Genomic DNA, 14,184 nt, shown 5'->3' on the forward strand with positions numbered 1-14,184 from the left:
CGGGCGTCAGCGGCCTGCGGCGGGGACGACGGGCTCGGCCTTGACGTGAACCGGGGTGTTCGCGCTGGGCACCCTGACTTTCTCTTCGGGGGTCTCGGCGCCGTAGTCATTGATGGTGGTGAACACTACGTCCATGTCTTTGGGCGCGGACTGCCCGGACAGTGGGTACTCCAGTGCGCCGCCCGGAGGCACCATCCCGCCATTGATTTGCTGCTGGCCCTGGTTGATGTTCAGCGTCGCAAAGGTGACGTGATAGGCCGACGGATTGGCGATCTTCAGCACCGCGCCCTTGTCTCCGGCGGCAACGGCCCATTGCAGCTGCTGGCGCTGTTCGCCCGGCTTGCCTGCCAGGCCCGACGGCCGATAGAACAACTTGATGCGGGTACGCACCGCGATCTGCAGCACGTTCTCGTCCTGGCTCTTCTCCGGAATCTCTTTGACGTTCAGCCAGAACACCGATTCGCGGTCCTGCGGCAGGCTGCCGGACAGGCGCAGTATGCGCAGCACGTTTTCCTGGCCCGGATCCAACCGCGACAGCGGCGGGCTGGCCACGAACGGCGTCTTGGTATTGCCTTCGCCGGCATCGATCCAGGCTTGCACGACATAGGGGGCCGCACCCGTGTTCTTGACCGGGATGGAGGACTCGCGTTCCTTTTCGTTGAAAATGACGCGGGTGCCGCCGACCAGCACGCCTGCTTCGGCGTCGGCAGCGCAGGCGAGCGCGGCCGCCAGGGCGAAAATCATGAAGGGCCGTGCCTTGAGCACGAACCGTTGCGCGATGTCTTTCAGCATGAGGATCTCGATGTTCTGCCACGCAGGCCAGCGTGGAGGGCGATGGCGGCGATTCAGGCCGCGGTTCCGTTGGAACCGCCCGTGGCGTGGAGGCTTGCGGCCAGCCCCGCTGCTGCGGGACCGGCTGTCCGGCAAAGCGGCGTCAGTTGTAGTTCACCGTGAACTGCGCGGTGGCGTTGGCCGGGCCGGGGGTAACGGTGGCGCCGGTCGAAACGTAGGCGGCTTCGAACTTCAGGTTGTTGGTGCCGACGCCCAGGACGTATTTCGGGGAGGGCGAACCCAGCGCGATCTTGGCGCGCGTCGCATCGCGCAGTTCGACGGCTACGCCGGAGGCGCTGGCGGTCAGGCCGCCCGAGTTTGCAATGGCCAGCACATCGGAGCTGACGCTGTCCGGCGTGCCGCTGAACGTAATGCTTGCGCCCTTGGCCGAGGCGCTGCAATCGGTCAGCTGGATCTCGAACTGGGCGGGAGTCGAATGCTTGCCCGCGGCGCCGTCCATGCTGGCGCGCGACACTTTGCCGAGCGGGACGACCAGATTGGTCGCGCCAGGGGAGACGGAGCACGGCGCGTCGACGATTTCGCCGTTGAACTGGACACGCCCGTCTTCGGCCAGTGCGGCTTGGGAAACCGCGGCGGCCGTGGCGAGCAGGGCAAACTTGGCAAGAGTGTTCTTGTTCATGGAAATAAATATCCTGATAGTCGATTAATAATCAAAAACGCCGTCTGGGACTACTGAAAACTGATGGCGACCGACTTTGAAGTGCTTTCGATGGATTTTCAGGAATTAACTTCCACGCGACTCTGGTGTTATCGAAATTCAATCCGAATAATGCTGAAGAGGCACGGCAAGATAATCAATCCGTCTGCTTCCCAGAATCCCGAATCCTGCATTTCGTCGGTGGCTGAAAATTAAAGGAGCCGGGATTTCCACAATGTAGGAATCCTCTCTTCTTGTTGTATGAAATTTCGTATGAAAAAGATGATTGGCAATTCTTGCTAATAATTGCCAATGTTGTCGCAATAAAGCGATTTGTTTGATGGTTTTGGCGCTCCTTTTCTCCGTGATTTGAAAGCAACGTTTCGCTGAATTTGCCGGGGTGCAGGTGCGCATATCAGGCTGGCGCCATGCCTTCTGCGATAAAATCGACGCTGCGCAGCGCATACCGAATCCAGCCACAGGCACGACCACCATAATTTCCAGAATGAAGCCGGAAGCTCTTGCGAGCGCTATGCAGCGCAGCGGCGTCGGCCGCAGCCGGATGGCGGTTGGGGCGGCCGCGATTTTGATAGTCCTTTGCGCGCTGGCCGCGCCGATGGCTGCCGCGTTCGTGCAGCGGCAGGCTGCCTCGGCGGAAGCGCTGTCCTGGATATTGAACGGCGTTTTGTTCATGGCCCTGTTGCCGACGGCGCTGGTATTGCGAAACGCCACAATTAAAGATCGCGATCCGTTGCGTCGCCTGAAGCAGGTCGCCCGCTTGATCGCTGCGGCGCCTGTGGACATGGGAGTGCGGGAAAAGTCGCTGCGCCTGGTCGGGCCCAGCGTGGGCTTGCAGCGTTTTGCCGACATCGTCATAAGAAATGGGTGGATCGAGCAGGGCCACTACGATATGGCGTCCCTGCCCGGTAACGAGAAAGACCGGAGATCGCTGATACCGGAAATTGCCGCCACGATCCGCGAGTTCGAGGCCGCAATGGCCAGCGGCGAACCGCGAGTCTATGACTTCAGCCATGAACTGACGACCGTCGGCATCAAGGTGCAACATCAGGCATCGGCTTTCCCCTTGCGAGGCGCAGGCGATCAAGTCATCGGCATGTTGTCCGTCGGCATGTATTTCACGGGCCATGGCCAGACGCTGGACGATTCGGCCAGCGCGCATAGCAAGGCGGAACGCATCAACAACATGAAGACCCGATTCCTCGCTGCGGTCAGCCGCGACGTGCGCAATCCCTTGAACGCCATGGCCGGGTTGCTGGAGATGGCTGCGTTCGATTCCACGATGCCCCGCCATTCGAAGGAATTGCTGCAGACCCTGCGATCTTCCGCAAGGTCGCTGCTTCAGTTGCTGCCCGCCATCGTCGATACCCGCCGGATGGAGACGGGCGATCTCCTGTGCGCGCGCGCATCGGTTTCGTTGCGTGACGTCGCGGGGGACGTGGTCGCGCTGTTCGCACCCAGCGCTTACGAGAAGGGTATAAGCTTGACGCTGGAGGTTGCACCAGGGGTTGCCGTCAACCACTTGATTGACGCCCAGGGGGTGAACCAGCTGCTCAACAATTTCCTGTCCAACGCCATACGCCATACGGAGCGCGGCGGGGTTCGCATACATCTGGATGGCGCCCCGGTGGCGGATGGCCGGCAATGGGTCACGCTATCCATCGTCGATACCGGCAGCGGCATCGAACCCTACATACAGCAGAAGCTGTCGGAATCCCGCTACGAAGCGGGGCTGAGCGCCTCTCCCGATGGCGCCGGCCTGGGTTTGCACTATTGCCAGCAAATGGTGCTGCGCATGGGGGGAACCATCCACATCTCCAGCACTGTCGGCCAGGGCACGCATGTCCATGTCCGCGTGCCATTGACGCTAGGCCCCGCCGAATTGCGCGACGCGGCGCAGCAGGCAGCGCCCGATGCCGCGCCCCGGCCCGCCACCGGATTCCAGACGCTCGTCGTCGAAGGCCAGCCAGACAACCGCCTGCTGTTGAAGAGCCAGTTGCAGTTCCTCGGCCACGAGGTCCAGATGGCGGAAGACGGCGCGCAGGGCTTGGAGCTGGCCAGGGCACGCCGGTTCGACCTGATCGTCTGCGACGACGCCTTGCCGGACATGGATGGGGCCGGATTTGTGCGCGCGCTGCGCGAGGATGCGGGAGGGCATGGCGCCGTTCCCGTGCTGGGGTACACGCCCGAAGCGCGGGCGGAAGATCGCGAGGCGGGCCTGCCGGCCGGCATGAATGGAGTATTGGTGAAACCCGCCAGCCTGCGGGAACTGGAATTGGCGGTTGCCTCCTGTATTCCGGCCGCAAGCGGGCTCGCGCGGGACGGAGCGGCATAGTGGTGCATCGCGATGCTGGCGCCATGTTTACGTTTTCCGTGTTCCTGAACATGGCGCTGGCGGCGGCCTTGGTCGTCGCGTTGACCTGGATCGCGCTGCGTGTCCGCGCCGCCCGGTCGCCGCGCGCCGAGCTGGCCGAGCTGGCTCGCCTGGCGGATACCTTGCCCGCCGGGCTATTCATTCGGGATCTGGATTTGAACCTGGTGACGCGCAACGATTCGCTCAAGGAGTATGCCGCCACGTGCCGCCGCGAGGGCTGGAACCGTCCCTTGCATGTTGCGCTGCCGTCCCTTTCCGCGCCTGCCGCGGGCAGCGAGCAGCAGGCCGATCTGGACGAAATCATCCGCAATTACCGCCAGGTGCTGGCCAGCGGCGAAACGCTGGTCCGCGAGCATCCTTTCGAACATGATTCCAACTCCGGCGTGGCGGCATGGGCCGCGCCGTTGCGGGGGGCGGATGGCGCCCTTATCGGCTTGATCGGCGGCAGCGCGCGCTTTCGCGGATTTCCCGCCATGCTGCGGGAAGTGTCCGACACCCGGCTGGCCAAGGAACGGGCCAATCTGATGAAGTCGACGTATCTTGCGTTCATCAGCCATGAAATCCGTACCCCTCTCAATGCGATCATCGGCATGCTTGAACTGATGCTGGAGCGTGGCGGCCTGTCCGGCGATACGCGCGAAAAACTCTCCGTGTCGCGCCAGTCGGCTCAATCGCTGCTGTCCCTGATCAGCGGCCTGATCGACATCTCCAAGCTGGAAGTCGGCCATTTCCAGCTGCGGCGCAAGAGCGTCGACCTGCGCGCGCTGGCGGCCGAGACGCTGGCGCCGTTCCGGGCGGCTGCGCAGGCGAAGGGATTGCAGCTGTCGCTGGACGTCGCGAACGGCCTCGCGGAACGCCACTTTTCGGATCCCATCCGGCTCAAGCAACTGCTGGACAACCTGGTCTCCAATGCGGTCCGCTACACGGACCATGGCCGCATCGAGGTCGCATTGAGCGCCTCGCGCGCCACGGAAGAGATGCAGTGGATCACGCTATGCGTGGCGGACACCGGCCCGGGGATTGCAGGGGATGTTCAGGCCCGGCTGGCTGCGCGGTATTTCGAACCTGAGCTCACGGCGCAGGGCGCGGGCATCGGATTAGGATTGTCCATTTGCAGTGAGCTGACACGCCTGATGGGCGGTTCCCTGGAGATTTCCAGCAAGCCGGGGCAGGGCGCCAGGATCTCGGTGCAATTGCCGCTGGCGCTGCCGCCCTCGGAACAAGCGGCCGTGGCGGCGCCAGCGCCCGCGGCGGCGGATGCCGGCGGCCTGCGCATCCTGGTGATCGACGACCATGAGGCCAACCGCCTGCTGCTCAAGCATCAATTGCGGATGTTGAAGCATTCCGCCCAATTTGCGCAGAATGGCGCGGCGGGCCTGGCGTTGGCGGACAGGCTCGAGTTCGATCTGATCATCTGCGATTGCGTCATGCCCGTCATGGACGGAGCCGCGTTTACCGCCGCCCTGAGAACTGGCGGCGGGGTGAATGCGGCGACGCCGGTATTGGGCTATACCGCGAGCGAACTCGAACTCGATCTGGCCTCCGGCGCGCGAGCCAGCATGAACGCCGTGCTGATCAAGCCTGTGGATTTGCAGACGCTGCAATCCTTCATCCTCGCGCATGGCAGGCGGCCGCCTGCTGGCGGGACTACCTTCCATTGAAGGAGGACGACATGCCAACTGTCCTGATTGTTGATGATCATCCGGCGTTTCGTCTGGTACTGAGGACGCAGATTGCCTTGTTGCCCAGCGCAAGCCGGATACTCGAGGCGGACAATGGGGTCGACACGCTGGCGCTGGCAAAGAGCGAGCGCCCGGATTTGATCGTGCTGGATCTGGACATGCCCAAAATGGGCGGCCTGGAGGCCATTTCCAGGATTCTTGCCGTTAACCCGGGCTTGCGCATCTTGGTGGTGTCGGCGCATGATCCTTCGGTTTTCGCCGCGCGGGTGGCCGAACTGGGCGCCTGCGGCTATGCCAGCAAGCGCCTGGAAATCAAGGAGCTGGTCCGCTGTATCGAGTCGGTGCTGGCGGGCTATAGCGTGTTTCCGAATGCAGCCAAGACGGCCAGCCACACGGATGTGGCGGACGCTTATCAGAAGAAGCTGGACCTGCTTTCCAACAAGGAGATGGTCGTGACCCAGATGCTGGCACAAGGCTTGAGCAACAAGGAAATCGGCGAGGCCCTGTTCATCAGCAATAAAACGGTCAGTACGCACAAGACCAGGATCATGAACAAGTTGCAGATTGGTTCGCTGGTTGAATTGGTCGACTTCGCCAGAAAATCAAAAATATCGATGTGACGGACTTGATGCGGCATATCTCCGCCAGAGGAACCCTGTGACTTTGTCCCTTCATTCCGAACAGGAAAGCCCGCAGGAGCAGGTGGTGGCGGCACTGCGCGGCGAACTGCTTTTCAAGGTCGGCAACGACCTGGATATCGCGGCGGAGCTTGCCCATAGTCTGCATACCCATCACAAGGAAGACGTCGATGCCTTGAGGCTGGCGATGCAGCAGGAATGTTGGCCGGGGGTCGGGCGCTATGCGCACAGGATCCTGAACACCGCGCAATTGCTGGGCTGCGGCGCATTGGTCGAGCTTAGCCTGCGCGTTGAGGAGAAACTTGTCAGGGACGGTGGTCCGGCGTGCGCGGAACTGTTGGCCGGCTATGTCCCGGTCGTCGAAAACTTGAGCGCAGTTCTGGCGCGAGTGAGCCGCACATTCTGAATCGTCCTACATTTTGCTTTCCCAAAGCGCCATAGAGTGGCGGATCGAGAATTTCGTCCCCAGCCTATCAGGAATGAAGTATGAAACGCGCGACAGCGCAATACCCGCCGCTAGGCGACGATGAAGTCATGTCGATGGCGCGGCAAGGCGAAGGCCTGAGCGTCGCGCTGCAGCCGCAGTTCAATCTGCAGAGTGGCGAGATGGTCGCGGCGGAATGCCTGGCCCGCTGGAGACATCCCATGCTGGGCGAGATCGGCCCGGCCGATTTCATACCCGCCGTTCATCGCCTGGGCATGGATCTTCCCTTTTTTGAGCAGATCTGCCGCCTGGCGGTCGCCGCCGCAGAAGCGTCGGCCCAAAAGGGTATCTACGTGCCCTTGGCGATCAACGCGTCGGCCTCGACCCTCTCCAGCCATGATGCGATCGGCATCCTGGCGCGCCACGCCGGCGCGGCGAATATCCCGCTTACGCGATTCCGGATCGAACTGACCGAAGACCAGCCCGTCACACGCCTGGAATCACTGCGCAGGTCGCTGAAGAAATTCGCCAACGCGGGCTGCCAGGTCAGCATGGACGATTTCGGCACCGGCTACGCGTCCTTGCAGCTGCTGAACGCGTTGCCCATTTCCGAACTGAAAATAGACGGACGCTTCGTGCGCCGCATTCGCCGCGACCGGAAAGCCCGGGAAATCACGCGCCTGTCGGTGCTGTTGGGGGAACGGCTGGGCTTGCGCGTGATCGCCGAGGGCATTGAAAGCGCGCCGGACATCGCACTGCTTCAATCCCTGGGCTGCAACCATGGGCAGGGCTATGTGCTGTCCCCGCCCATCATGCTGTCCGAGTTCATCACAAGCCGGATGGGTCGGCCGGGCATGGGCGTCATTGGCCTGGCCGGCATCTAGCGGCTGGGCAGGCCCAGCACGGCCTTGGCCACGATATTGCGCTGGATCTCGTTGGAGCCGCCATAAATGGTAGTGACCAGCGATTGCAGGAAGGGCGCGCAGGGCACTAGCGCGGTGCCGTCCGTCATGGGAATCCCGCTCCAGGTGCCGCCCGCCTCATCGGCCCAGCGCACGATTTCGCGCGCGATGCGCACATACGTTTCCGTCGCCAGGATCTTCAGACCGGACACCGAGGGCGGCAGCAGGTCTCCGCGCCGTACGATGTCGGCGTACAGCCCGTAGAAGGCTTCCAGTTCACGCACCGCGCCCAGCAGCTGCGCGTAGGTCTGGCAGAACTCCGGCTGTTCGAACAGCGACTGGCTTTCAGCCAGTTGCTCCAGATGGTGCAGCGCCTGGCGCGATTGCTGCGGACTGCCGGCGAAGATGCGTTCGTAGCCCAGCAGGTCCTTGGCGATGGTCCAGCCCATGTTCAGCTCGCCGACCAGGTTGCCGGCCGGCACGCTGACATCCTCGAAGAAGACTTCGCAGAACTCCTGTTCGTCGACGATATTGGTTATGGGGCGGATGGTCACGCCCGGGGTCTTCAGGTCGATTAGCAGGAAACTGATGCCAGCTTGCGGCTTGACGGTTTTGTCGGTGCGCACCAGCGCGAAGATGTGGTTGGCGTCATGCGCCAGCGTGGTCCATATCTTCTGGCCGTTGACGATGTAGCGGTCGCCTTCCAGGCGGGCCTCGGTGCGCAGCGAGGCGAGGTCCGAACCGGCGTTGGGTTCGGAGTAGCCCTGGCACCAGATGTCCTCGCCCGAGAGGATGCGCGGCAGGTAGAGCGCCTTCTGTTGTGGCGTGCCGTGCTGGATCAGCACGGGACCCAGGTTGATGATGCCCTGGTCGGGCAGGCGGGCCGCGCCCCAGCCTTCCATCTCCTCGAAGAACACCAGCAGCTTGGAAGGAGACAGGGCCATTCCGCCATGCTCGCGCGGCCAGGCGGGCGCGAGCCAGCCTTTGCGTGACAGGATCTGGTACCACTCGCGCACTTCATGCAACCGTAGCCGCCGCGGCACGTGGCGCAGGTGTTGCGGGTAGTGGGCGCGCAGGAAGCCGCGCACCATCATGCGGAAGCCTTCGTCGCTCATGGCGTTGTAGTCATCGCCCGTGGCGGCCTGGCCGTCGGCCTGGGCTGCCAGGCTGCTCTGCTGGCGCAGGGTCAGGTAGCGGGCCTGCAGATTGCGGGGGCTGCCCAGCCAGGCGGCCAGATGCAGGGCGCGCTTCAGGTACAGGCCGACGTCGTACTCGTCGGTATAGCCGATGGCGCCGTGCAGCTGCACGGCCTCGCGGCATAGCGCGATGACGCGTTCCGCGATCCTGGCCTTGGCCAGCGCGGCCACGCGAGCCAGCGAGCGGGGTTCGTCGCGCACTTCGCGGTAGCTGTCGGCCAGCAACGCGCCGCAGACCATGACGCCAACGTAGGCGTCCACCATGCGGTGCTGCAGGGCCTGGTTTGCGCCTATGGGGCGGCCGAATTGCACGCGGGTCTTGAGGTAATCGAGTGTCAGGCTGTAGACGCGCCGGGCGATGCCATAAAGTTCGCTGCATTGAAGCAGCCGCGTGAGTTCCAGGGCCTGCTGGCAGACCTCGTCCACTTCATTGCCTTGCGCGATCATGCGCGAGACCGGCAGGAGCGCGTCAAGCTGCAGGGAGCACAGCATGCTGCCGTCGACTCGCGCTTCCGTTTCCACGGCGACGCCGGGATCACCGGGCTGCACCCAGACCAGGGTGGGCGATTCGCCCAGGCGCGCATGCACCAGCCAGCCGGTGGCGCCGGCGGGCGACACCCAGCGCTTGACGCCCACCAAGCGGATGCGGTCGCCTTCCAGGTCGACCGACGTGGAGACCGACGTCGGAATCAGTTCACCGGGGTTTTCCTGCCACGCCAGGCCCAGCGCTGTCGTTCCGGCGATGGCGCCGCGCAGCAGTTCGGCCGCCAGCGGATGCGCGGAGAAGGCGGGCAATACTAGTGCGGCCATGGCGCCCGCGCCCAGATAGGGTTCCGGCAACGGCGATTCGCCGGCCGCGGTGGCGATGGCGCCCAGCACCTCGATATCCAGGCCGAGGCCGCCCTGGGCTTCAGGGATCGTCACCGAAGTCCAGCCGGCTTCGGCCAGCGTGCGCCAGACTGCATCTTCCCAGCCGGGGCTGGCACCGCGCAGCGCGCGCAAACGCGCCAAAGGCGAAACCTGGGCCAGGATGCCGGAGGCCGCCTCCATGAATTCGGCGTGCCGGGGCAAGGGGCCGAAGAGCGAAAAAGAATCGAGTGCCGTCATCATGGTCCTTCTGTATGGCGTCGTGGCCCGGAATGGGAATGCCAGATTCTAGGTTCGGGATACGGACTGATTCATAAGGCAGCGTTGAGAGCAGCTATTACAAAAGCCGTGTGATGGTGCAGCGCGATCCTTCCTAGAATTCCGTATCAAAGCAGACAAGCCTGAACGGCGAGGAGACAGGAAATGCGTGCAGTAATAGCCCAGGTGGCGCTGTGCATGGCAGCCGCAAGCGCGGCCGCCACGGCTGTGGCGGCAGGTGCAGTGGTGGAGCGCATCGTCGTGCCCTATGCGGTGGGCGGCGTGACGGATCTGTATGGACGCGTGCTGGCCGAGAGACTGGCGGGGACACAGGCCGCGCCCATCCTCGTCGACAACCGTCCGGGCGGCGGCGCCGCCATCGGCACTTCCTATGTGGCCAAGAGTCCGCCCGACGGCCGCACGCTGCTTCTGGGCAGCGTGGGCACGGCCACCAATCCCGCGATGATCAAGTCCTTGCCCTATGATCCGCGCGACATCGTGCCGGTGGCACAGGTGGCGGTCAGTCCGCTCATTCTTTACGTGCGCGCCGACCTGGCGACGGACGTGCGGCAATTGATCGACTACGCGCGAAAATCACCGCGCGGGCTGTCCTTCGCGAACTCGGGGGTAGGGTCCAGTCCCAATCTGGCCGCGGCGCTGTTTGCGCGCGAGTTGGGCCTGCAGGTGACCCACGTCAGCTATCGCGGCACCTCGGCCGCGATCAACGATCTGCTGGGCGGGCAGGTCGATGCCTACTTCGACACGCTGCAGGCGATGACGCACGTCAAGGCGGGCCGCATCCGCGCGCTGGCGGTGGCCGCGCCGGAGCGCCTGGAGCTGGCGCCCGATCTTCCCACGCTGGACGAGCTGGGCGTGCGTGACGTGTACGCGTCGAGCTGGTGGGGCATTTTCGTGCCGTCCGGCACGCCGCCGGAGAGCGTGCAGGCGCTGCAGGCGCGGCTGCGCACGGTAGTCGAGGAGCCGATCGTGCAGCAGCGCGCGCGGGAAATGGGCGCCATCGCCGTGTTCCGCGACCAGCCGGCTTTCCAGCGCTTCTTCGACAGCGAAGTGACGCGCTGGAGCGCCATCATCGCGGCCGAAAAACTCTCTGCGCAGTAGACCCATGGCAAAACCGAACGACGTCCCGGACTGGGACCTGCGCGCCCTGAGGATCTTCTCCCTGGTGGCGCGCAGCGGCAGCATTACGAAGGTGGCCATCGATCTGGGCGTGAGCCAGCCGGCCATAAGCCGCTACCTGTCGATGCTGGAAAAGCAGTGCGGCGGTTATCTCTTCACGCGCAACGGCCGCGGCGTCGGCCTGACCGAGCTGGGCAAGCAGGTGCAGCCTGTGGCCGAACAGGTGCTGGCCAGCGCCAATGACCTGAACGATGTCATCGCGGCCGCCCATGGCCGGGTGACGGGCACCGTGCGCATCGGCACGCTGCCTTCGTTGAGCAATGCGCTGATCGTGCCTTTGCTGCTGCGGCTGCAGCGCGAGTATCCGGGCATCCATGTGCAGATCGTCGAAAGCGCGGCCGGCCAGATAGAAAGCTGGCTCCAGCGCCGCGAGATCGATATCGGCCTGCCTTACCGCAGCCACGATGCGTTGGGCAGCGATGAGGATGTGCTGCTGCGGCTGCCGTCTTACCTGATCGGACCGCCCGGCGACCGTATCACCGCGGCGCGCCAGGTGCCCTTCGCCAAGCTGGACGGACTGCCGCTGGTGCTGTCGCGCAAGCCTTCTTCGGTACGCATGATGCTGGACGAAATGGGCCGGCGCAACGGTGTCGACATCCGCGTGACGGTCGAGGCCGATTCCGGCTTCATCCAGAAGCAGATGGTGGTCAAGCGCTCCGGCTACACCTTGCTGCCTTGGCATTTCGTGGCCGCGGAAGTGGAACGCGGCGAACTGCAGGCGGCCGAGATCGTCGAGCCGTCCGTCGTGCGCATTGTGTCGCTGATGCTGACCGACCGGCCTACGCAGGCGGTGAAGGTGGTGACCGCGCTGCTGCGGGAGATCGTCAGCGAATCGCTGGCACAGCTGGACGCGTTGCCCCCCGAGGCGACGTGACAACAACAGACGCGCCCACCGCCATCGGCGGGCCACTAGGAGACCAACCATGATCCGATTCCTCAAACGCGCTTGCGCGCTCGCGCTGCTGGCCTGCTCGGCGCAGGCGGCATATCCCGACAAGCCTATCCGCATGGTCGTGCCTTTTGCGCCGGGCGGAGGGGCGGACCTGACCGCGCGCGTGATCGCCGACAGCCTGTCCAAGCGCCTGAAGCAGCAGGTCATCGTCGAGAACAAGGCCGGCGCGGGCGGCCTCATTGGCGCGGCAATGGTGGCCCGCGCAGATCCGGACGGCTATACGCTGCTATACACCACGCCGGGCCAGCAGATGACGCTGCCGTATCTGGTCAAGAACATGCCTTACGATCCCGATGAATTGCGTCCTGTGTCGCAGGTGTCGCTGGCACCCAGCGTGCTGGTGGTCAATACCAAGCTCGGCGTGAAGACCATGGAGGAGCTCATCGCGCTGGCCAAGAAGCGGCCGGGCGAACTGAATTACGTCAGCGCCGGCATCGGGGCCAGCAGCCATCTGAATGGCGAGCTGTTGCAGATCCTGGCCGGCATCCGCCTGCAGCACGTGCCCTACAAGGGCACCGGCGAGGCGGTCAGGGACCTGGTCGGCGGCAATGGCGACTTGGCCATCGACACCGTGGGCATCTATACCGGCTTCATCAAGGACAAGCGCTTGATACCGCTGGGCGTTACCACACCCGAGGAGGTTTCGATCCTGCCTGGCGTGCCGCCGCTGTCCCGGACGCTGCCCGGCTACGACGCGTCGCCGGTGAACTACATCTCGGTGCCCAAGGCGACGCCCGAGGCCATCGTGCAGCAGCTGGCCGTGGCGCTGCGCGACACCATCGCCGAACCCGGGGTCAAGGAAAAGATGCTGGAGCAGGGCATCCTGGCGATCTCCAACACACCCGAGGAAATGGCGGAGCTGCTGCGCAAGGAGCAGGCGCGGTGGCGTGAGGTCATCAACAAAGCCGGCATCGCAGAAAAATAGTCTCTGGAGTCTTCAGCATCATGGCATCGCAGCAGTCTCATCCGCTTTCCCACATCCGCGTGCTCGATTTGAGCCGTGTACTGGCTGGTCCGTGGGCCAGCCAGACCCTGGCCGACCTGGGGGCATCCGTCGTCAAGATCGAGCAGCCCGGCATCGGTGACGATACCCGCGCCTGGGGACCACCGTTCCTCGAGCGCGAGGACGGTTCGCGTTCCGGCGAGTCTGGCTATTACCTGATCTGCAACCGCGGCAAGCGCTCGGTCACGGTCAATCTGAAATCGGCGCGCGGGCAGGCATTGATCCGAAGGATGGCGCGCGACGCCGATGTGGTGCTGGAGAACTTCAAGGTCGGTACGCTGGACCGGCTGGGCCTGGGCTATGAGCAGTTGCGCGCGGAGAATCCGCGGCTGGTCTATTGCTCCGTTACAGGATTCGGCCAGACCGGGCCGCGCGCGCAGCAGCCGGCCTACGACTTCATGATTCAGGCCATGAGCGGCCTGATGAGCATCACCGGAGAGTCGGACGACCGCCCTGGCGGCGGTCCGATGAAAATCGGCGTGCCCATGGTCGATCTCATTACCGGCCTGTACGCCAGCAACGCCATTCTGGCGGCGCTGGCGCGCCGCGAAGTGAGCGGCGAGGGTGAACATATCGACATGGCCATGCTCGATGTCGGCGTGACCCTGCTGGCCAATCAGGCCATGAATTATCTGTTGACCAACAAGGTGCCGCCGCGCCGCGGCAATCGCCATCCCAACATCCAGCCGCAGCGCGTCTATGAGTGCCGCGACGGGCGCATCATCATGGCGGTCGGTTCGGATTCGCAGTTCGCCAAGCTCTGCCGCGTGCTTGGACACCCGGACATGGCTGTCGACGAGCGCTTCCGCACCAATGCGGCGCGCGTGGTCAACCTGCCGGTGCTGGATCCCTGGCTGGACGAGCAGTTGATCCGGCATGACAAGGCGACGCTGCTGGCCGCGCTGGAACGCGAGGGTGTGCCGTCCGCACCGATCAATACGATTGGAGAGGCGCTGGAGGACCCGCAAGTCGTGCATCGCGGCATGTGTTTCTCGGTGCCTCACCCGGACGGCATGGAGATGCCGCAGGTGCGCAGTCCGTTCCGATTCCGCAATACCGCGCTGCGCCTGCAGGACGGGCCGCCGACCCTGGGCCAGCACACGGAAGAGGTCCTGGCCGAGCTGGGGTTCACGCCTGCGGACATCGCCGAACTCCGTAATGAGCAAGCCATCTGAAATCAACCG

General features: G+C 64.1%; 13 protein-coding genes. 9 read left to right on the forward strand and 4 right to left on the reverse strand.

Features of this window, described 5'->3' with window-relative positions:
• Positions 1–6 precede the first annotated feature (6 nt).
• The 3 genes from HWY37_RS00955 to HWY37_RS00965 form a co-directional block, all read right to left on the reverse strand.
• Positions 7–792, reverse strand: coding sequence for a fimbrial biogenesis chaperone (locus HWY37_RS00955; RefSeq protein ID WP_176087625.1), 786 nt, complete (start codon positions 790–792; stop codon positions 7–9).
• A 142-nt stretch (positions 793–934) separates the two neighbouring features.
• Positions 935–1,471 (reverse strand): fimbrial protein, encoded by a 537-nt coding sequence (locus HWY37_RS00960; RefSeq protein ID WP_176087626.1) that lies wholly within the window; start codon positions 1,469–1,471, stop codon positions 935–937.
• 138 nt (positions 1,472–1,609) lie between these two features.
• Positions 1,610–2,182 carry a hypothetical protein gene (locus tag HWY37_RS00965; protein ID WP_175207027.1) on the reverse strand — a complete coding sequence of 191 codons (573 nt, stop codon included), beginning with the start codon at positions 2,180–2,182 and terminating at the stop codon, positions 1,610–1,612.
• Here HWY37_RS00965 and HWY37_RS00970 point away from each other — a divergent pair.
• The 5 genes from HWY37_RS00970 to HWY37_RS00990 all read left to right on the forward strand — a co-directional run bounded on the left by HWY37_RS00970 (position 2,181) and on the right by HWY37_RS00990 (position 7,509).
• Positions 2,181–3,842, forward strand: a complete 1,662-nt coding sequence (locus tag HWY37_RS00970) for an ATP-binding response regulator (protein WP_176087627.1) — start codon at positions 2,181–2,183, stop codon at positions 3,840–3,842. The two genes, HWY37_RS00965 and HWY37_RS00970, sit on opposite strands and share 2 nt — an antisense overlap.
• A gap of 23 nt (positions 3,843–3,865) precedes the next feature.
• Positions 3,866–5,542 (forward strand): ATP-binding response regulator, encoded by a 1,677-nt coding sequence (locus tag HWY37_RS00975; protein ID WP_176087628.1) that lies wholly within the window; start codon positions 3,866–3,868, stop codon positions 5,540–5,542.
• Positions 5,543–5,553: 11 nt separating this feature from the next.
• Complete coding sequence (locus HWY37_RS00980; protein ID WP_175207030.1) at positions 5,554–6,183, forward strand: response regulator transcription factor; 630 nt, start codon at positions 5,554–5,556, stop codon at positions 6,181–6,183.
• Positions 6,184–6,220: 37 nt separating this feature from the next.
• Positions 6,221–6,607 (forward strand): Hpt domain-containing protein, encoded by a 387-nt coding sequence (locus HWY37_RS00985; RefSeq protein ID WP_176087629.1) that lies wholly within the window; start codon positions 6,221–6,223, stop codon positions 6,605–6,607.
• 80 nt (positions 6,608–6,687) lie between these two features.
• The gene (locus HWY37_RS00990) at positions 6,688–7,509 is read left to right on the forward strand and encodes an EAL domain-containing protein (RefSeq protein ID WP_175207032.1); all 822 of its coding nucleotides are present in this window, start codon (positions 6,688–6,690) and stop codon (positions 7,507–7,509) included.
• Here HWY37_RS00990 and HWY37_RS00995 read toward each other — a convergent pair.
• Positions 7,506–9,833, reverse strand: a complete 2,328-nt coding sequence (locus HWY37_RS00995) for an acyl-CoA dehydrogenase family protein (protein WP_246302155.1) — start codon at positions 9,831–9,833, stop codon at positions 7,506–7,508. The two genes, HWY37_RS00990 and HWY37_RS00995, sit on opposite strands and share 4 nt — an antisense overlap.
• Before the next feature lie 180 nt (positions 9,834–10,013).
• Here HWY37_RS00995 and HWY37_RS01000 point away from each other — a divergent pair, with 180 nt between their 5' ends.
• From HWY37_RS01000 to HWY37_RS01015, 4 genes are read left to right on the forward strand one after another with little or no spacing between them, the layout of a single operon-like run.
• Positions 10,014–10,967, forward strand: coding sequence for a Bug family tripartite tricarboxylate transporter substrate binding protein (locus HWY37_RS01000; RefSeq protein WP_175207033.1), 954 nt, complete (start codon positions 10,014–10,016; stop codon positions 10,965–10,967).
• Between the two features lie 4 nt (positions 10,968–10,971).
• The gene (locus HWY37_RS01005) at positions 10,972–11,919 is read left to right on the forward strand and encodes a LysR family transcriptional regulator (RefSeq protein WP_175207034.1); all 948 of its coding nucleotides are present in this window, start codon (positions 10,972–10,974) and stop codon (positions 11,917–11,919) included.
• Between the two features lie 49 nt (positions 11,920–11,968).
• Positions 11,969–12,922, forward strand: coding sequence for a Bug family tripartite tricarboxylate transporter substrate binding protein (locus tag HWY37_RS01010; RefSeq protein WP_175207035.1), 954 nt, complete (start codon positions 11,969–11,971; stop codon positions 12,920–12,922).
• A 20-nt stretch (positions 12,923–12,942) separates the two neighbouring features.
• The gene (locus tag HWY37_RS01015) at positions 12,943–14,175 is read left to right on the forward strand and encodes a CaiB/BaiF CoA transferase family protein (protein WP_176087630.1); all 1,233 of its coding nucleotides are present in this window, start codon (positions 12,943–12,945) and stop codon (positions 14,173–14,175) included.
• The last annotated feature ends 9 nt before the right edge of the window (positions 14,176–14,184 follow it).

The organism is Achromobacter anxifer (genome assembly GCF_903652925.1).
In the GTDB taxonomy this organism is placed as follows: domain Bacteria; phylum Pseudomonadota; class Gammaproteobacteria; order Burkholderiales; family Burkholderiaceae_B; genus Achromobacter; species Achromobacter anxifer.